Source organism: Bradyrhizobium sp. UFLA03-84 (assembly GCF_002289535.1).
Classification (GTDB): Bacteria; Pseudomonadota; Alphaproteobacteria; order Rhizobiales; family Xanthobacteraceae; genus Bradyrhizobium; species Bradyrhizobium viridifuturi.
In genome coordinates this window covers 241148-257332 of record NZ_NSJY01000020.1, presented here as the reverse complement: position 1 = coordinate 257332, position 16185 = coordinate 241148, and the positions used below count along the sequence as shown (strand labels likewise).

At 66.1% G+C, this 16185-nt stretch carries 18 protein-coding genes; 7 read left to right on the top strand and 11 right to left on the bottom strand.

The genetic code is table 11. The features are described 5' to 3' along the window. Nucleotides 1–50 precede the first annotated feature (50 nt). Nucleotides 51–1295 carry an NAD(P)-binding domain-containing protein gene (locus CK489_RS40360; protein WP_095736199.1) on the bottom strand — a complete coding sequence of 415 codons (1245 nt, stop codon included), beginning with the start codon at nucleotides 1293–1295 and terminating at the stop codon, nucleotides 51–53. Continuing rightward, nucleotides 1288–2190: a LysR substrate-binding domain-containing protein gene (locus CK489_RS40355; protein WP_050630371.1), complete on the bottom strand. Its 903-nt coding sequence runs from the start codon at nucleotides 2188–2190 to the stop codon at nucleotides 1288–1290. Before CK489_RS40355 ends, CK489_RS40360 begins: the two co-directional genes overlap by 8 nt. Before the next feature lie 108 nt (nucleotides 2191–2298). Here CK489_RS40355 and CK489_RS40350 point away from each other — a divergent pair, with 108 nt between their 5' ends. Next, nucleotides 2299–2532, top strand: a complete 234-nt coding sequence (locus tag CK489_RS40350) for a hypothetical protein (RefSeq protein WP_095736198.1) — start codon at nucleotides 2299–2301, stop codon at nucleotides 2530–2532. A gap of 9 nt (nucleotides 2533–2541) precedes the next feature. Here CK489_RS40350 and CK489_RS40345 read toward each other — a convergent pair whose 3' ends face one another. Then, nucleotides 2542–3174 (bottom strand): SCO family protein, encoded by a 633-nt coding sequence (locus CK489_RS40345; protein ID WP_095736197.1) that lies wholly within the window; start codon nucleotides 3172–3174, stop codon nucleotides 2542–2544. Beyond that, a complete protein-coding gene (locus CK489_RS40340) occupies nucleotides 3171–4286 on the bottom strand; it encodes an MBL fold metallo-hydrolase (protein WP_050630373.1) in 1116 nt (371 codons plus the stop codon). Before CK489_RS40340 ends, CK489_RS40345 begins: the two co-directional genes overlap by 4 nt. Before the next feature lie 220 nt (nucleotides 4287–4506). On the opposite strand from CK489_RS40340, the gene CK489_RS40335 reads away from it, so the two are divergent. Next, nucleotides 4507–5214 carry a glutathione S-transferase N-terminal domain-containing protein gene (locus tag CK489_RS40335; protein ID WP_050630374.1) on the top strand — a complete coding sequence of 236 codons (708 nt, stop codon included), beginning with the start codon at nucleotides 4507–4509 and terminating at the stop codon, nucleotides 5212–5214. 113 nt (nucleotides 5215–5327) lie between these two features. Here the strand turns inward: CK489_RS40335 and CK489_RS40330 are convergent, their stop codons facing one another. Next, nucleotides 5328–6119 carry a crotonase/enoyl-CoA hydratase family protein gene (locus CK489_RS40330; protein WP_095736196.1) on the bottom strand — a complete coding sequence of 264 codons (792 nt, stop codon included), beginning with the start codon at nucleotides 6117–6119 and terminating at the stop codon, nucleotides 5328–5330. 90 nt (nucleotides 6120–6209) lie between these two features. On the opposite strand from CK489_RS40330, the gene CK489_RS40325 reads away from it, so the two are divergent. Beyond that, nucleotides 6210–6809, top strand: coding sequence for a TetR/AcrR family transcriptional regulator (locus tag CK489_RS40325; protein ID WP_095736195.1), 600 nt, complete (start codon nucleotides 6210–6212; stop codon nucleotides 6807–6809). A 384-nt stretch (nucleotides 6810–7193) separates the two neighbouring features. Next, complete coding sequence (locus tag CK489_RS40320) at nucleotides 7194–8369, top strand: peptidase M15 (RefSeq protein WP_245350770.1); 1176 nt, start codon at nucleotides 7194–7196, stop codon at nucleotides 8367–8369. Nucleotides 8370–8485: 116 nt separating this feature from the next. Here CK489_RS40320 and CK489_RS40315 read toward each other — a convergent pair whose 3' ends face one another. Then, on the bottom strand, nucleotides 8486–9160 hold the full coding sequence (locus CK489_RS40315) for an HAD family hydrolase (RefSeq protein WP_095736193.1): 675 nt from the start codon (nucleotides 9158–9160) through the stop codon (nucleotides 8486–8488). 327 nt (nucleotides 9161–9487) lie between these two features. On the opposite strand from CK489_RS40315, the gene CK489_RS40305 reads away from it, so the two are divergent. Further along, entirely contained in the window at nucleotides 9488–11065 is a 1578-nt protein-coding gene (locus tag CK489_RS40305) for a DUF1800 domain-containing protein (protein WP_095736191.1), read from the top strand. Beyond that, entirely contained in the window at nucleotides 11062–12288 is a 1227-nt protein-coding gene (locus CK489_RS40300; RefSeq protein WP_095736190.1) for a DUF1501 domain-containing protein, read from the top strand. Before CK489_RS40305 ends, CK489_RS40300 begins: the two co-directional genes overlap by 4 nt. Before the next feature lie 151 nt (nucleotides 12289–12439). On the opposite strand, the gene CK489_RS40295 is transcribed toward CK489_RS40300, so the two are convergent. The 3 genes from CK489_RS40295 to CK489_RS40285 form a co-directional block, all read right to left on the bottom strand. Next, nucleotides 12440–13381: an aldo/keto reductase gene (locus CK489_RS40295; RefSeq protein ID WP_095736189.1), complete on the bottom strand. Its 942-nt coding sequence runs from the start codon at nucleotides 13379–13381 to the stop codon at nucleotides 12440–12442. A gap of 275 nt (nucleotides 13382–13656) precedes the next feature. Further along, nucleotides 13657–14118 carry a GNAT family N-acetyltransferase gene (locus tag CK489_RS40290; RefSeq protein ID WP_050630380.1) on the bottom strand — a complete coding sequence of 154 codons (462 nt, stop codon included), beginning with the start codon at nucleotides 14116–14118 and terminating at the stop codon, nucleotides 13657–13659. A 153-nt stretch (nucleotides 14119–14271) separates the two neighbouring features. Next, a complete protein-coding gene (locus CK489_RS40285) occupies nucleotides 14272–15087 on the bottom strand; it encodes a PAS-domain containing protein (RefSeq protein WP_095736188.1) in 816 nt (271 codons plus the stop codon). 211 nt (nucleotides 15088–15298) lie between these two features. Here CK489_RS40285 and CK489_RS40280 point away from each other — a divergent pair, with 211 nt between their 5' ends. Then, nucleotides 15299–15652, top strand: a complete 354-nt coding sequence (locus CK489_RS40280; protein WP_050630382.1) for a DMT family protein — start codon at nucleotides 15299–15301, stop codon at nucleotides 15650–15652. A gap of 10 nt (nucleotides 15653–15662) precedes the next feature. Here the strand turns inward: CK489_RS40280 and CK489_RS42030 are convergent, their stop codons facing one another. Both CK489_RS42030 and CK489_RS42025 read right to left on the bottom strand, forming a co-directional pair. After that, nucleotides 15663–15818, bottom strand: coding sequence for a hypothetical protein (locus CK489_RS42030; protein ID WP_198961139.1), 156 nt, complete (start codon nucleotides 15816–15818; stop codon nucleotides 15663–15665). 62 nt (nucleotides 15819–15880) lie between these two features. After that, entirely contained in the window at nucleotides 15881–16057 is a 177-nt protein-coding gene (locus CK489_RS42025) for a hypothetical protein (RefSeq protein ID WP_167350179.1), read from the bottom strand. Between the last annotated feature and the right edge of the window lie 128 nt (nucleotides 16058–16185).

The following is a 16185-nucleotide window of genomic DNA, read 5'->3' as shown; positions in this document are numbered from 1 at the left end:
TTATTTCCGCGGTGCAATGCGGTTCCAGCCTTTTGTTTTGCCTGGGTTTCCTAGGGCGAACCGCGCGAAAAGCCCTGGCTGCGGGCCGCGATATGATCGGCAAGCACGGCCGCGTCGTCGCCGACCCCGGACAGGAACGAGGATTTCATCTTCGACAGCCATTGCAGGCCGAGGAAATAGAGACCCGGCACCTCGGAAACGCCGTGGCGGTGCCGCGGTGCGCCGTTGGCGTCAAGCACCGGTATTTCGATCCAGTCCAGATCGAGGCCGTAGCCGGTGGCCCAGATCACGCTGCGGATTCGCTCGGCGCCGAGGTCGATCGTCTCGAAGGGCGCAGTGAGGCACGGCGGATCGGGCAGCCGGACGCGCGCCAGAGGATCGCAGGGCTGATCGAGGCCGCGTGCCGCGATGAAGTCGTCGACGATCCCGAGGAATGTCGCGTAGTAGGCATCGCCATTGGCGATGTTGGTGGCGAGATCGGGCGCGATCGCGAGCACGCTGCCGCGCGCCGCCGTCACGCGGCCGAGCAGCGTCACGCCGTCGGCGGCGAAGCGGCGGAAATCGATGGTGTGGCCGCCATGGGCGCCCGAGATCACCGGCAGCAGACGCGACGGCCCGCGCTGCTCCACTGGGGTCTCATCGACGCCCATCTCGGCCAGCCACCAGAACAGGTCGCGGCCGCGATAACGGCGCGGCAAGCGGTTGTGGCGGCCGACCGAAAGCAAGACGCGGCGGCCGGCGCGCATCAGTTCTTCGGTGATCTGCGCGCCCGAGGCGCCGGCGCCGATCACCAGCACCGCGCCGTCGGGCAATTGCGCGGGATTCTTGTAACCGCTGGCATGGACCTGAAACAGGCCGGGATGATCGCGCAGCACGTCGGGCCGCAGCGGCCGCTGATAGGGGCCGGTGGCGATGACGACGTTGCGGGCGGCGATGCTGCCGCCGGCGAACTCGGCAAGGAAGCCGCCGGCATCGCGGCGCAGCCTGGTGACCTCGACGCCGCAGCGGAGCGGCGGCGCGACGAAGGCAGCGTAGTCCTCGATGAAGGCGATGATGGCAGCGGTGTCCGAGAAGCCGTCGGGATCGCGGTGCGGAAACGCGAACTCCGGCAGCCGCACCGACCAGTTCGGAAACTGGAACATCAATCCGTCCCAGCGTTCGCTGCGCCAGCGCTCGGCGATCCGCCGCCGCTCCAGCACCAGGTGGCCGATGCCGCGCTGCTTCAGCCGATGGCTCATGGTGAGCCCCGCCTGGCCGCCGCCGATCACCAGCGTATCGACCGTCTCGTCAGCCATTGCGCGCTCCCTTGCGGCGAGCGGCCGGTTCTGCCGCGGCGCGGATGATCCAGCGCCGGAACGCGGCGAAATCGCGCTGCTCGGCATGGAAGCCGCGATAGACGAGATACCAGCGCATGCCCTTGGGCACGCTGAGCGCAAACGGCGCCACCAGCCGGCCGGCGGCAAGATCGTCATCGATATAGGGCCGGATCCCCATCGCGATCCCGAGCCCGTCGCTGGCTGCCTGCAGCGCCTGGCCGTAGAACTGGAATTCCGGCCCGCGCGCGGTCAGGCGCGGCACGCCCGCCGCCTTCAGCCAGGATGGCCAGTCGTCGGGCGAATGCGCGACGCGGATCAGGCTCGGTCCCTTGAGGTCGGCGGGGCGCTTCAAGCCGTTGGCGAGCCGCGCCGTGCACACCGGCATCAGGTCGGCGGCGAACAATGGCTCGGCGACGAGGCCCGGCCACTGGCCGTCGCCGAGCTGGATGCCGCAGCTCCAATCATCGGCGAACGGCACGGCCATGCCGCCGGTCGTGATCCGCACCTCGATGTCAGGCTCGGCTTTGCGGAACTCGGCGAGGTGCGGGATCATCCACTTCATCGCGAATGTCGGTCCGACGCCGACCGTCAGCACGCGCGCGCTCGCGGACGCCGTGACCTGCGCGGTGAGGCTCGCCAGCGCGTCGAAGATCGGCGTCAGCCCGCCTTGATAGGCGCGGCCGGCCGGTGTGGTGACGAGGCGGTTCGCCTTGCGCTCGAACAGCGCGACGCCGAGCCGCTCTTCCAGAAGGTGCACCATCCGGCTGATCGCGGCGGCCGAGACGTTGAGCTCGCTGCCTGCGGCCGCGAAGCTGCCGGTCCGTGCCGCGGCCTCGAATGCCTTGATGCCGTTGAGAAAGAGCAGCCGCCGCATGAACCCTCAGGAAAACTGATGCAAGGGCAAGATAACTCAGTTTGCGGGACGAGGCCAAGCGGCGCAGAAATATGCCAGACAATCCCTGCTGATCCCGGCGAGGACCCAATGACTGAGACCATAGACGCCCTGGTGCTCGATCTCGTCGAATGGGTCGCCCGCGAGCCGCGGCCTTATGCCGAGGTGCTCGAGGTCTGGCGCACCTCATGCCCGCGGCTGACGATCTGGGAAGACGCGGTCGACCGCGGCTATGTCGCGCGCCGTCCCTCGGTCGAGGGCATGCGGGTGATGGTGACGGAAACCGGCGAGACTTTTTTGCGCGCGCATGGGCGGATGCACTGACGCGGCGCGTCAGTGTGCCGGCGCAGCGAGCCTCGGCCGGATGATCTCGACCATCCGATCGGCGGAGGTGCCCGGCGGGAAGAAGCCGAGATAATTGCCGTCGCGGTCCATCAGATAGATGTATGCGGTGTGATCGACGGTGTAGTCGCCGGTGTCCTGCGGCACCCTGGCGTAATAGACCTTGTAGGCATCGGCGACCTTGCGGATCGCATCATCGGTGCCGGTCAGCCCGATCAGGCGCGGGTGAAACATCGGCACGTATTCTGCGAGGTGAGCCGCGGTGTCGCGCGCGGGATCGACCGTGATGAAGATCGGCTGCACCTGGTCGCCGTCACGACCGAGCTTGTCGAGCGCGAGCCCGATCGCCTGCAGATCGGTCGGGCAGACATCCGGGCAATAAGTGAAACCGAAATAGACCAGCATCAGCCTGCCGCGGAAGTCGCGGTCGGTACGTTCATGGCCGGCCTGATCGGTCAGCGCGAACGGGCCGCCGACCGGCTCCCGATTCCACATCAGGATGTCCATGATCTCGGCGGCCGAGCGCGCCGATTGCCGTGGCGCGTCGCCGGCCAGCACGGGTGCCAGCGCCAGCCACAGGCCGGCGCCGGCGTGCGCAACAACGCGCAGGACGGGTCGGATCATATGCCGAAGGAGAGGCGGCTGCCGGTGGTCGTGACCAGCACCTTGTCGCCCATCTGCGCGGTCGCCTCCTGCACGAAGTTGAGCCCGGAGCAATGCATCGGGATCAATACGTCGGGGTCGAGCTTCTTGATCTCGGCGACGACCTCGGTCAGGTAATCCTTCGGCGCCGGCCCGAGATGGAAGCCGCCGACGATCGCGTGCACCTTCTGGATGCCCGAGACCTCCTGGGCCTGCTTCACCGAATTGACGATGCCGACATGACCGCAGGACGAGATCACGACCAGGCCGAAGTCGCGCACGTTGAAGCAGGTCGCATGCTCGTGGATGTGCTCGTCGGGCACGATCTTGCCTTCCATCTCGGCCGGCAGATAGTGGCTGGCGTTGCAGCCGAGTCCGTCCTTCATGCTGAACTCGACCCAGGTGTTGGGCAGCACGCGCTCGACGCTGCGGCGGGTGATCTTGCCTGTCGTGAAGGCGTGGCCCGCGATCACGGTCGGGGTCTCGCACAGCACGGTGGTGACGCGCTGCGCGGCGAGCTGGCGGCGGTCCAGCGTGCCGAAATCGGTGAACTGGCCCTTGGTCGGGGTCGCGCTGACGCGGTGGCAGAAATTGTCCTCGCCGCCGGCGTAAAGCTTGACGTCGGCCGGCAGCTTGTCGCGGAATTTGTCGAGGAAGCCGTTGAGGCCGCCGAAATGGTCGTAATGCCCGTGGCTCACGATCAGGGCGTCGAGCTTCGACGGATCGACGCCGACCAGCGCCATGTTGTTGAGCAGGACATCAGGTGTGTAGCCGTAATCGAGCATCAGCGTGCGCTGCGCGCCTTTGGCCTCGGACTCCAGCCACAGCGACAGGCCCCATTCATTGTGCAGCGACTTCTGGTAGTCGGCGGCGCGCGGCGGCGGCGCGATGGTGACGCCGCCCGACTGTTTCGGTTTGAAGAAAAGATCGTAGCTGGAATCGACCAGCACGCGGATCGACAGCTTGTCGACCGTTGGCACCTCGATCGGCGCCGCGCTCGCGATCTCGACGCAGGAGAATGCGCCCGCGGCCGCCGCGCCTGCGATCGCCGCCGAGCCCTTCAGGAAATCGCGTCGTGCCAAATCACGTGTCATGATAATCCCCCTTGTTCTGAAAATTTTTCAATTCGAAGTACGCGGAGCCTAGGTCCAATCGTGGCGCGGCTCAATCGGGCGCTTGCGTTGTGTGCAGATCACATTCGCGCGCTGTGCAATGCGCCGCCATTGACTTGGCTGGCGCTTTGCGCCCAACTTCATGCATTCGCATCTTTTTCACCGATGCGTCAGCAATCCCAGGAAATGCAGGATCACGCCCATGATCGATCTCCACTATTGGTCCACGCCGAACGGTCACAAGATCACGATGTTCCTCGAGGAGACCGGCCTCGAATACAAGGTGTTCCCGGTGAATATCGGCAAGGGCGATCAGTTCAAGCCGGACTTCCTGCAGGTCGCGCCGAACAACCGCATTCCGGCCATCGTCGATCACGCCCCGAAGGGCGGCGGCAAGCCGATCTCCTTGTTCGAGTCCGGCGCGATCCTGCTCTATCTCGCCGAGAAGACCGGAAAATTCCTGCCCCAGGATCTCTACGGCCGCTATGACGCGATCCAGTGGGTGTTCTGGCAGATGGGCGGGCTCGGACCGATGGCCGGGCAGAACCATCACTTCCGCAACTACGCGGTCGAGAAACTGCCTTACGCGATCGATCGCTATGTGAACGAGACCAACCGACTCTACGGCGTGCTCAACAAGCGGCTCGCCGACCGCGAATTCGTCGCCGGCGACTATTCGATCGCCGACATGGCGAGCTATCCCTGGGTCGTGCCGTACAAGAACCAGGGCCAGGAGATCGACGACTTCCCGCATCTGAAGCGTTGGCTGGAGACGATCGGCAAGCGCCCGGCGACCGAGCGCGCCTATGCCAAGGCGAAGGAGGTCAACCCGAACTTCGGTCAGCCCGCGATCCGCACCGAGGAGGAGCGCAAGCTGCTGTTCGGGCAGACCGCGGCGGTGGTGCGGTAGGGCCCGACTCTCTCCCTGCGTCATTGCGAGGAGCGAAGCGACGAAGCAATCCATCTTTCCGCGCATGCGGTTCGATGGATTGCTTCGCTTCGCTCGCAATGACGAGCCGCCGACTACGCTCCCACATACGTCGCCGGCCGCCGCTGCTTCCACGCCGCGAGGCCTTCGGCGAGATCGTGGCTCGGCACCAGCGCGGCGAACTGCTCGCTCTCGACCAAGAGGCCCTCGGCAATCGGCATGTTGAGCCCGCGCGTCACCGCGGTGATGGTGCCGGCGACGGCACCGGGCGAGTGCCTGGTGATGCGGCCGGCGAGTTCGCGCGCGGCACTCAGCAACTGATCGTGCGGCACGATGCGGTTGATCAGCCCGATCTCGCGCGCGTGCTCCGGCGGGAAGGGATCGCCGGCCAGCAGCAATTCCAGTCCGCGCTTGCGGCCCGCCAGCCGCGGCAGCCGCTGCGTGCCGCCGAAGGTCGGCGGCATGCCGAGCTTGATCTCGGGCTTTGCGAACAGCGCGCGGTCGCTGGCGATGGCGAGATGCACCGCTTCGGTGATCTCGCAGCCGCCGCCGAAGGCGAGCCCGTTGACCGCGGCAATCACAGGCTTCTTGAACGCCTCGAGCCGCGCGGTCATGGCCTGTCCACGGCGGACGAAGTCGCGCACCGCGACCGCCGCGCCCTGTTCGACGCTTTCGGAGAATTCCTTGATGTCGGCGCCCGCCGAGAACGCGCGCTCGCCGGCGCCGGTCAGGATCACGGCGCGCACCGCGGCGTCGCCCTCGATGCGGTCGAGCGCCGCCATCAGCTGATCGATCAGCGCGTAGTTCAGCGCGTTGAGCTGCTCAGGACGGTTCAACGTGATCAGGGCGATTCCGTCTTGGGTCTCGAGCAGGATAGGTTCGGACATGATGCGGTCTCCGGCATTCGGGTGGGGCGGAGTTGAATGTAGGGTGAGCCGCAATTTGTGTATATTCACTGGTTAGTATACATACGACGGATGCCCAGATCTTCCGAGCCCACCCGCGCGCGCATCGTCCAGGCGGCGAGCGCGCTGTTCTACAATGAAGGCATCCGCCGCGTCAGCGTCGATGAGGTCGCCGCCAAGGCCGGCCTCACCAAGCGCACGCTGTATTACCACTTCAAGAGCAAGGACGATCTGGTCGCCGCCTATCTCGCCGCGCGCGACCAGCCCAACCTCGCGTTGTTCCGAAAATGGTTCGCCGAGGCCGAGGGCGGTTTGCCGGCGAAGGTCGAGGCGATCTTTCGCAACCTCGCGCGTTCGGCCCGGCATCCCAAGTGGAAGGGCTGCGGCTTCCTGCGCACCTCGGCCGAGCTTGCCAACATGCCCGGCCATCCCGCGATCAGGATCGGCGCCGCGCACAAGAAGAAATTCGAGGACTGGCTGCGCGCGACCTTCGCGGAGCAGCGGATTGCCGATCCGCAAAAGCTGGCGCGGCAGATCCTGCTGCTGCTGGACGGATCATTCGCCGTCGTGCTGCTGCATCACGACGCGAGCTACATGGAGACCGCGGGCGAGGCCGCGCGCACGCTGATCGAGACGGCGGTGGCGACGAAGGGGCGCAAGCGGCGCGATTGAGGGTGAGCTTGCACGATTTCTGAATATTAGAAATGTGCACCTGATTTGCCCGTCGTGTCAAGTTGCCGTGTCGGAGGGGCAGCCGCCAACTCCTTTGCATGGGGTTGTTTTCGATATTTTTGCGACGCGCCTGCGGGCAGCGACCGTCTCCGCGGATATGCGGCAAGCCACGATGCGGCTGACGAGGCCGCGCGCACGCGGATCGAGACGGCACTGGCGAAGCCGGGGCGAAAACGGGGGTAGGGCGCGAGTTGCATTCGGGCAACATCGTTCGGAAAGATGGGTCGTTAACCTTTTTTCGCCATTGCGCGACCACGCCCCGGGCGGATGATCGCATCGTCACATGCTTGCAATCTGGCTCCCGAGGAGCCCGTGGAGGCTGGGATGATGAACTCGCGGCGGGTACGGGCGGCGGCGTTGGGCGGGACGGTCGTTCTGTCGGGCTGCATTGTCTCATGGTTTGCGACGTCCGGTTCGGCTGGCATCGAGATGATCGGTGCGTCAGTCTCCGATGCGTCAGTCACCGGTGCGTCGGTTGATGAATCTCGCGCAATTGCTGTCGTCGCCGATGCCGTATCGGCGACATCGCCGGCAACCGCCACGTCGAGCGCTGCCGTCGATGGCCCTCATGCCGTGACCATGAGCGAACAGGAAGCGGTGGCAACCGCCAAGGCTGCGCCGACCGTGCACGAGGCGGAACCTGTCGTCGAGGCCGCGTTGAGCGATCCGGCGCTGCCGGTGGACATTCAACCGCTGCAGGCGCCGGTAGCGAACTCGCCGGATCCGGTGCCTCGCGTCGCCAAGCCGGCGGTGGACTCCGTCGAAATCCTCGACGAATGCTGGGACGTCAACGCCTGCATCGATCGCTATCTGTGGGCGCTCTATCAAAGGACGCCCAAGGAAGACACCATCAAGGTGCCTGAGCAGAGGCAGGTGACGGTCAAGAGAAAGAAGAAGATGGTGACGGTCACCAGAACCTTCACCCGGCTTGTCGATGAGGATTTCGCCTGGAAGGATACCAAGGCGGCCGAAAGAGCCGGCATGCCGATGATGGACTACGTTATGGGAGGCGTCGATCGGAGCTTCAAGCTGAAGCTCTTTCATGCGCTTCTCGCGGCGGAACAGGCCGGCCTGTCGCCCGGCATCACCAGCGCCTTCCGCGATGACTACCGCCAGTCGATTGCTAGCGGGCTGAAGGCGGCCAGCAACAAGTCGTATCACGGCGGCAGCTTCCGTGGCGGCTACGGCCATGGGCTCGCGGCCGACATCGTCAGCACCGACGGCGCGACACGCGACGACCGTTGGAGATCGTCGGAAAGGCTCTGGAAATGGGTCGACGCGCACGGCAAGGAGTTCGGCGTCGCGCGCCCCTATCTCGGTTTTGACCCGCCCCATCTGGCGCCGATCGATGGCAAGGAATATGCCGCTCACCGCGGTGGCGGCGAAACGCGACAGGCGGCGCTGGACGCGAAGACGCGCAGCCGCCACGCGGCGCGCGACAGTCACGCCGCGGCGAAACGCGCAAGGACCGCGAAGTCATCGAAGGTGCGAACGATCTGAGCGGGATCGCGATGGTGCGTCTGGTGGGTCCGCCCATCGGGATGGCGCAAAGCGCGGTCCGATGACGGCTCCGGCGTAACCCGCCGGCGTGGTCCTCGAAATGCCCGCAACGACGCTTAGAGCGCGCCGCGCTCCTGCAGCAGCGCCAGCACCGCGTTGAGGTCCGGCAGCACGGCCGCGCATTTCGCCCGCGTCTCTTCGGTCGGCGGCGCCATGTCGGGCACCATCAGCGTGATAGCGCCGGCGGCGTGCGCGGCGGCGACGCCGTGGTTGGAATCCTCCACCGCGATGCAGGCCGCAGGCGGCACGCCGAGCCGTGCGGCGGCCTTGAGATAGAGCGCCGGGTCGGGCTTGCCGTGGGTCACGTCTTCGAGCGTCAGCAGCGTGTCGAAGCGGCTGCGGATTCCGGCGAGCGTGAGATGGCGCTCGGCGGTGCGGCGCGACGACGAGGTCACGATCGCGGTCCGGCGGCCGGCGTCGGCAAGGCCGTCGAGCAGCGCGAGCGTCCCGGGCTTGAGCGGCAGGCCGGCGTCAAACATGCGATCGCGGGTGACGATGAAGGCGCGATTGACCGCCTCGAGCGGAAACGCCGCGCCGTAATGATCGCGCAGCATCGCCTCGCAGACCGGGCCGGGAAGGCCGACCATGGAATGGCACAGCGCGACGACATCGTCGGTGTAGCCGCATGCATTGAGCGCCGCGACCAGGCTCTCGAAGTAAACCTTCTCGGTGTCGAGCAGCGTGCCGTCCATGTCGAGCAGGACGGCGTCGATGGTCCAGGGCGCGTTCACTCGTATGTTCACTTGCCGCTCGTCGCGGCTTGTTGTTCCGCCAGTGTCCGCAAGCAGGCGGGGCACAGGCAGTCGGCGCCGTCGGTCGGCATCGGCAGGCGAAAGCTCTCGTCGAAGCACCAGCACGATCCCGTGAGCGCGCAGGAGAATTCGCTGCCGCATGCCGTGCAAGCGAGCCGGCGTGGTGAAGCTTGTTCGGGACGATCGCTTGACGAGAGGTCCATTTCTAACCGCGATTTAATGCGCGAATTAATCTCGGGTTCATCCCCGACCGCGCTATGATACTCGCAACCGATATAGCCGGGATAGGCCGTTAAGGGAATTCCGATGGCCCGTGATTCGCAAGCCGCGCTGATTGCGCTCAACCGGTTTGGATTCGGCGCGCGTGGCGGGGCGTCCGGCGACTTCATCAACGCGGCCTCCGATCCGCGCGGTTTCGTGCTGGCCGAACTGGCGCGTCCGAACGGCGCGCTGCTCGAAGTGCCGGGCCTGCTCTCGACGCCGGAGCTCGGCAGGCAGGTATTCGACTATCAGTTCGAGATCCAGCAAGAGCGCAACGCCGCGAAAGCCGCGCAGCAGGGTGCGAGCGAGACGCCACCGCAGGGTTCGGACGCGAAGCTGCAACCGCGGCGCAACCTGTCGCTGTCGACTGCTGCGAAGGAAATCGCCGGCAAGGATCCGGCGATGCAGCCGCCCGACAACGCCAACGCGGCGATGACGTCGTCCGCCACGATGCAGCCTCCGACGATGCAGACGATGGCAGGTCCGCCGAAGCCGCCAGCGCAGCCGCTCAACATCATCCAGAAGACGTTCCGCGCCGAGGCCTTGGCGCGGCTGCAGCGCGGCGTGGTTGCCGATTGCGGCTTCGTCGAGCGGCTCGTGGTGTTCTGGTCCAACCACTTCTGCATCTCCGCCAACAAGGGCGCGCTGGCGCGGATGTGGGCCGGCTCGTTCGAGCGCGAGGCGATCCGCCCGCACGTGCTCGGCCGCTTCTCGGACATGCTGAAGGCGGTCGAGCAGCATCCGGCGATGCTGTTCTTCCTCGACAACCAGCAATCGCTCGGGCCGGAGTCGCGCGCCGGCATCAACCGCAATCGCGGCCTGAACGAGAACCTCGCGCGCGAGATCATGGAGCTGCACACGCTCGGCGTCGGCGGTGGCTACACCCAGGACGACGTGACGGCGCTGGCGCGCGTCATCACGGGCTGGACCTTTGCCGGCCGCCGCGGCCAGCTCGGCACGCCCGGCAGCTTCGTGTTCAACGCCAATGCGCATCAGCCGGGGCCGCAGCAGGTGCTGGGCAAGACCTATGCGCAGGCCGGCGTCGCGCAGGGCGAGGCGGTGCTGTCCGATATCGCGCGGCATCCCTCGACCGCGAAACTCATCGCGACCAAATTCGCCCGTCATTTCGTCGCCGACGATCCGCCGCCGGCGTTGGTAGCGAAGCTGCAGGATAGCTTTACCAAGACCGACGGTGATCTCAGGGCGCTCGCCACGACACTGGTCGGCTCCAACGAGGCGTGGCAGGCGACGTTGACGAAAATGCGCTCTCCTTACGAATTCCTGCTCGCCTCCGGCCGGCTGCTGGCGCGCAATCCCGAGGACCCTGGCCGCTATCTCAACGGCCTCAATGTGCTCGGCCAGCCGCTGTGGTCGCCGGCCGGGCCGAACGGTTTTCCGGATACCACTGCGGCCTGGGCGGCGCCCGAAGGCCTCAAGCTCAGGCTCGACATCTCGGCGCAGCTTGCCTCGCAACTCGCCGACCGGTTCGACCCGCGCGAATTGCTCGAGCTGGTTGCCGCGGATGCCGCCGCGCCGGAGACGCGGCGCACCATCGAGCGTGCGGAATCGCGGCAGCAGGCGCTGGCGCTGCTGCTGATGTCGCCGGAATTCCAGAGGAGATGACGATGGATTGCTCCGAGAGCCTGAGGATGCAGGCGACGTCGCGGCGCGCGCTGCTGCTCGGCGGCGCCTCGTTTGCCGCCTGGGCCTATTTGCCGAAATTCGCGCGCGCCGCGGATGGCCGCGATCCGCGCTTCGTCACCATCATCCTGCGCGGCGCGCTCGACGGCCTTGCAACTGTCGCGCCGGTCGGCGATCCCGATTATGCCGGCCTGCATGGCGCGATCGCGCTGAGGGCCGATGGACCGAACGCGGCTCTGATGCTGGATCAATTCTTCGGCCTGCATCCGGCGATGCCGGAATTCGCGCGGATGTATCGCGCCAAACAGGCCGCGGTGGTTCATGCGGTGGCGACTTCCTATCGCGACCGCTCGCATTTTGACGGCCAGGATGTGCTGGAGAGCGGCTTCCCCGGTCCCGGCCGCGTGCAGTCCGGCTGGCTCAACCGCGCGCTCGAAGCATTGCCGAAGGGCGAGCGGGTGACGAGCGCGCTGGCGGTCGGCCCGACCACGCCGCTGGTGCTGCGCGGCGCAGCGCCGACCGTCGGCTGGGCCCCGACCGCGCTGCCGCAGGCTGCCGACGACACCGCGATGCGGCTGCTCGATCTCTATCAGCATCGCGATCCGACGCTGGCCAGCGCGCTGACGCAAGGCTTGCAGCTCGAGAAGCAGGCGCAGGGCGATGAGATGAAGCCGAAGCCCGGCGGCGGCGTGGCGGCGATGCGGCTGGTGGCGCGCGGCGCCGCCAAGCTGATGGCCGCCGATGACGGACCGCGGATCGGCGCGCTCGCCTTCGACGGCTGGGATACCCATGCCAATGAGGGCGGCGCGGTCGGCCGCCTTGCGCAGCTGCTCGGCGGTCTCGACGGCGCGCTGGCGGAATTCCAGAGCGGTCTCGGCGCGCGCTGGCGCGACACCGTGATCGTGGTGGCGACCGAATTCGGCCGCACCGCGCGCATCAATGGCACCGAAGGCACCGACCACGGCACCGGCACCATCGCGCTGCTCGCCGGCGGCGCTGTCAATGGCGGCCGCATGATCACCGACTGGCCGGGCCTCAAGCCCGCCAACCTCTACCAGGCCCGCGACCTCGCCCCGACCACCGACCTGCGCGCCGTGATCAAGGGCGTGCTGCACGATCAGTTCGGCCTCGGCGAGCGCGTGCTGGCCGAGACGGTGTTTCCGGACAGCGCGCCGGCAAGGCCGATGAAGGGGTTGATTACTTAAAGCGAGTGTCCCAACCACGGTGTCGTCCCGGCGAAGGCCGGGACCCATTGCCACCGCTGATCATTGTTGGAACGAGCTGGAGCCACAGCGCTGCGCGACCACGAAGACTTGTGGTTATGGGTCCCGGCCTTCGCCGGGACGACGCAAGTAATTACCCCTTTGTGATCCGGTCGATCTCCGCCATCTCCTCCGCCGTCAGCTTCCAGCTGATCGCCTTGACGTTCTGCTCGATCTGCTCGACGCGCGTCGCGCCGGCGATGACGCTTGCGACTTGCGGGCGGGCGGCGAGCCAGGAGAAGGCGAGCTCGAGCATGCTGTGGCCGCGCTCCCGCGCGAACGTTTGCAACTGCTCGACGATGTCCTCGTTGCGCGGCGTGACGTAGCGGTCCTTCAAGGCCGGCGCCTTGGCGAACCGAGTGTCGGCGGGCGCAGCCGCGCCGCGCTGGTACTTGCCGGTCAAGAGGCCGCTGGCGAGCGGAAAGAATGGCAGCAGGCCGAGATTGTATTGCTGCGCTGCCGGCAACAAATCCTTCTCGATGCCGCGCACCACGAGGCTGTATTCGTCCTGGCAGGACACGAAGCGGTTCACGTTCATCTGACGCGCGACGTATTCGGCTTCCGTGATCCGCCATGCCGGGAAGTTGGAGTTGCCGATGTAGCGCACCTTGCCCTGGCGCACGAGATCGTCGAGCGCGCGCAGAGTCTCGTCGATTGGCGTCAGCGGATCGTAGTCGTGCTGCTGGTAGAGATCGATGTAGTCCGTCTTCAGGCGGGTGAGGCTCGCCTCGACGGCCGACATGATGTAGCGCCGCGAGGCGCCCTGCTTGGTGCCGTCGGTCGCCATCGGCTTGGAGAATTTGGTGGCGAGCACGATGTCCTTGCGGCGATCGCCCAGCACGGTGCCGAGCACGGTTTCCGAGCCGCCCATGCCCGCATAGATGTCGGCGGTGTCGAACAGCGTGATGCCGAGATCGATCGCCTTGTGGATCACCTTGCGCGAGGTTTCCAGATCGGTGCGCTGGCCGAAATTGTTGCAGCCGATGCCGACCGCGGACACGCGCAGGCCGGAACTGCCGAGATTACGAATTTCCATGGGACAATCCTGTGGGATAGGCGACGGAGTCCGCGGATTGTGACGCGCACGACGCAGGCCGGCAAGGTGTCGCCCTACCGCCGGTCACGCATGGCAATGTCGCAAAAAAGCAATGTCGAAAAAAAAGCGGTCCCGGTCAGACGCGGCGACTGACGGGGACCGCTCGGGGCGAAGATCTGAGACGGGGGGCCTGATCTTACGCGAGCGGAAGCGTAGCCGGGCTTTGTAACGCGCCGGTGACACCTCTGTGCAATCCACAGGCTGCGAATGCGCGCTCAGAGAATCTTGCGATAGATGACGAAGCCCGGCCTGTCCGCGACCTTGTCATAAAGCTGCATTGCGGTGCGGTTGGTCTCATGCGTCTGCCAGTAGACGCGCGGCGATCCGACGAGCTTCGCCTGCGCGTAGACGCCGTTGATCAAGGCGCGGCCGACGCCCTTGCCGCGCGCGGCCTCGCTGGTGAAAAGATCCTGCAAATAGCAGGTCGGCGCGATCGCCGTGGTCGAGCGGTGAAACAGATAATGCGTCAGCCCGACCAGCCTGCCGCCGGCATCGGCGACCAGCGCATGCACCGGCTCGTAGGCGTCGAAGAAGCGCTCCCACGTCATCGCCGTGATCGCGGGCGCGAGCGCGGTCGGACCGGACCGCTCGTAGAAAGCATTGTAGCCGTCCCACAAGGGCAGCCACTGGGCGTAATCGTCGCGCGTGACGAAGCGGATGGTGACGTCGTCGGACATGAGCGATCCCCGGATGATCCTGCGTTGCGCGATGTCTGCGCATCGCCTCGCAACGTTCTAGAGCATGATCCGGAAAAGTGTGAAGCGGTTTTCCGAAGAGATCATGCCAAAGAAGGCGTCGTCAATGTGGGGGATCAATCGGGAGGCCGCGCGTCACTCGGCGGCGCGCAGCAGCCTCGCGAGATGGCGTTCGCGCCCGGCGCGTTGTGCCCGGTATTCGTCGGCGCGGGCGGGATCATCGGTATGCCGAACGAGGTCGGTGACCGGCGTGTAGCTCAGCATGCGGCCGCCGTCCGGCAGCGCCGTGCAGCTGAAGCGTAGCACCTGGCCGTCGGCGAGATTGAGGTTGATCGGCGTGGAATCGCCTGCACGCATCATCTCGATGCGTTTGGTGACGAACGCGCTCATCTCGTCTTCCGGCAGCTCGTAGGCGCCGGTGTCGCGGCCATGATACATCAGCGCGACGAAAGGCGGCTTGCTGTCGGCCTGTGCGTCTGAGAGCGCGAAATAGTCGCGGAAGGCGCGGTTGATGAATTCGGCGCGGGTGTCGGCATCGAGCAGCACGATGCCGATGTCGACCTGGTCGAGCGCGGCGGCGAGCCGCTCGGAGGTAGCGTGATGCTGCTTGTCCGCGGCAAAGGCGTCGATCCATTTCTGCCGCAGCATGCCGGTGATCACGGCGGTCCCGGCCGCGGTCGCCGCCAGCATCAGCATCCGCGCGACGTCGGCCGTGTCGTAGCCGGGCAGCGCGCGATGATCGAGAAAGAACAGCGCCGATGCGGCCACCGCGATCGCGGCGGAGATCAGCCCGGAGGTGATGCCGCTGATCGAGCTCGCCAGCGCCACGATGCAGACGAACAGCGGCGCGGGGTTGGGGACGGCGGCAATGTGGCGATCGATCAGGAAGGCGGCAAACCCCGTGATCGCCGTCAGGGCTGGACCTGAAATGACACGCCATTCGAACCGCATGGGCGTTCTCGCTATCCATCAAACAAACGATAAAGCCGCAGTTTGACGACAGAGCCGCAACCATGCCGGGATTTCCGCGCCGACCGTTAAGCGGCCCTTGCGCGTGCCGAACCAGATTTCGTTGCTTTCAAATCAAATGTTATGCAGATCGGCATGGAACCCGGTTCCGGGCCCGCGGGTTACCGCGTGCTTTGCTTGCAAGAGGACATCGATGCCCGCCATTTCGCCGTCACTGCTGCCGATCCTGATGCTGTTCGCCTCGAACGTCTTCATGACCTTCGCCTGGTACGGCCATCTCAAGTTCAAGGATCATTCGCTCCCTATGGTCATTATGGTGAGCTGGGGCATCGCCTTCTTCGAATACTGGCTGGCGGTGCCGGCCAATCGCTGGGGCAGCGAGGTCTATAGCGCGGCGCAGCTCAAGACCATGCAGGAGGTGATCACGCTGGTGGTGTTCGCGGCCTTCTCGGTCTTGTACCTGAAGGAGCCGCTGGGCTGGAATCACGCGCTCGGATTTGCCTTCATCGCGGCCGGCGCGTTCTTCATCTTCCACAAATGGAGCTAGCGCATCTGCGCTAGTGGTGCGGTGCCGGTTTGGCGGCAGGCGTCGTCACCTGCGCGGGGTGCGCGCGGTCTTCGCCCTGCGTGCCGGTCACGATCAGGAGCGAAGCCGCCAGCAGGATCGCCGCCGACAGCGTCACGGTCACAAGTCCCACCGGGGTCTTCATCATGTCGTGCCGCTGTCTTTCCCGCGCCTTGCCGCGGATGAAGGTGCCAAAGAAAATTTGCTTGATTACGCCGGGATCGATGTTGCCACGCCAATGTTGCTCGACAGCACCGTGACGGCGACGACCAGGCACAGCGTCAGCGCGCCAAGCGCGAGCGACGCGGCGATCGCGTTGGTCAGCCGGGATGACGCCACCGGGGCAGGGCGGCCATGGAAGCCTGCCGTGCCGGACCACCGTTTCATGGTCTAAATCCCTCAGGTCGCGAGCGAATCACTCGCGACATCCGAGCGAATCTGCCGACCGTCACCGGCAACATTGCGGCGGCGGCGCCTTCCAAAAGCGGCGAAAATGCGGCCTGCGCGGGGGTTTT

Bases quoted from the DNA above. Each gene is read 5' to 3' on its own strand.
- CK489_RS40360 (WP_095736199.1), bottom strand. From the start codon at position 1,295: ATGGCTGACGAGACGGTCGATACGCTGGTGATCGGCGGCGGCCAGGCG.
- CK489_RS40355 (WP_050630371.1), bottom strand. From the start codon at position 2,190: ATGCGGCGGCTGCTCTTTCTCAACGGCATCAAGGCATTCGAGGCCGCG.
- CK489_RS40350 (WP_095736198.1), top strand. From the start codon at position 2,299: ATGACTGAGACCATAGACGCCCTGGTGCTCGATCTCGTCGAATGGGTC.
- CK489_RS40345 (WP_095736197.1), bottom strand. From the start codon at position 3,174: ATGATCCGACCCGTCCTGCGCGTTGTTGCGCACGCCGGCGCCGGCCTG.
- CK489_RS40340 (WP_050630373.1), bottom strand. From the start codon at position 4,286: ATGACACGTGATTTGGCACGACGCGATTTCCTGAAGGGCTCGGCGGCG.
- CK489_RS40335 (WP_050630374.1), top strand. From the start codon at position 4,507: ATGATCGATCTCCACTATTGGTCCACGCCGAACGGTCACAAGATCACG.
- CK489_RS40330 (WP_095736196.1), bottom strand. From the start codon at position 6,119: ATGTCCGAACCTATCCTGCTCGAGACCCAAGACGGAATCGCCCTGATC.
- CK489_RS40325 (WP_095736195.1), top strand. From the start codon at position 6,210: ATGCCCAGATCTTCCGAGCCCACCCGCGCGCGCATCGTCCAGGCGGCG.
- CK489_RS40320 (WP_245350770.1), top strand. From the start codon at position 7,194: ATGATGAACTCGCGGCGGGTACGGGCGGCGGCGTTGGGCGGGACGGTC.
- CK489_RS40305 (WP_095736191.1), top strand. From the start codon at position 9,488: ATGGCCCGTGATTCGCAAGCCGCGCTGATTGCGCTCAACCGGTTTGGA.
- CK489_RS40300 (WP_095736190.1), top strand. From the start codon at position 11,062: ATGACGATGGATTGCTCCGAGAGCCTGAGGATGCAGGCGACGTCGCGG.
- CK489_RS40295 (WP_095736189.1), bottom strand. From the start codon at position 13,381: ATGGAAATTCGTAATCTCGGCAGTTCCGGCCTGCGCGTGTCCGCGGTC.
- CK489_RS40290 (WP_050630380.1), bottom strand. From the start codon at position 14,118: ATGTCCGACGACGTCACCATCCGCTTCGTCACGCGCGACGATTACGCC.
- CK489_RS40285 (WP_095736188.1), bottom strand. From the start codon at position 15,087: ATGCGGTTCGAATGGCGTGTCATTTCAGGTCCAGCCCTGACGGCGATC.
- CK489_RS40280 (WP_050630382.1), top strand. From the start codon at position 15,299: ATGCCCGCCATTTCGCCGTCACTGCTGCCGATCCTGATGCTGTTCGCC.
- CK489_RS42030 (WP_198961139.1), bottom strand. From the start codon at position 15,818: ATGATGAAGACCCCGGTGGGACTTGTGACCGTGACGCTGTCGGCGGCG.
- CK489_RS42025 (WP_167350179.1), bottom strand. From the start codon at position 16,057: ATGAAACGGTGGTCCGGCACGGCAGGCTTCCATGGCCGCCCTGCCCCG.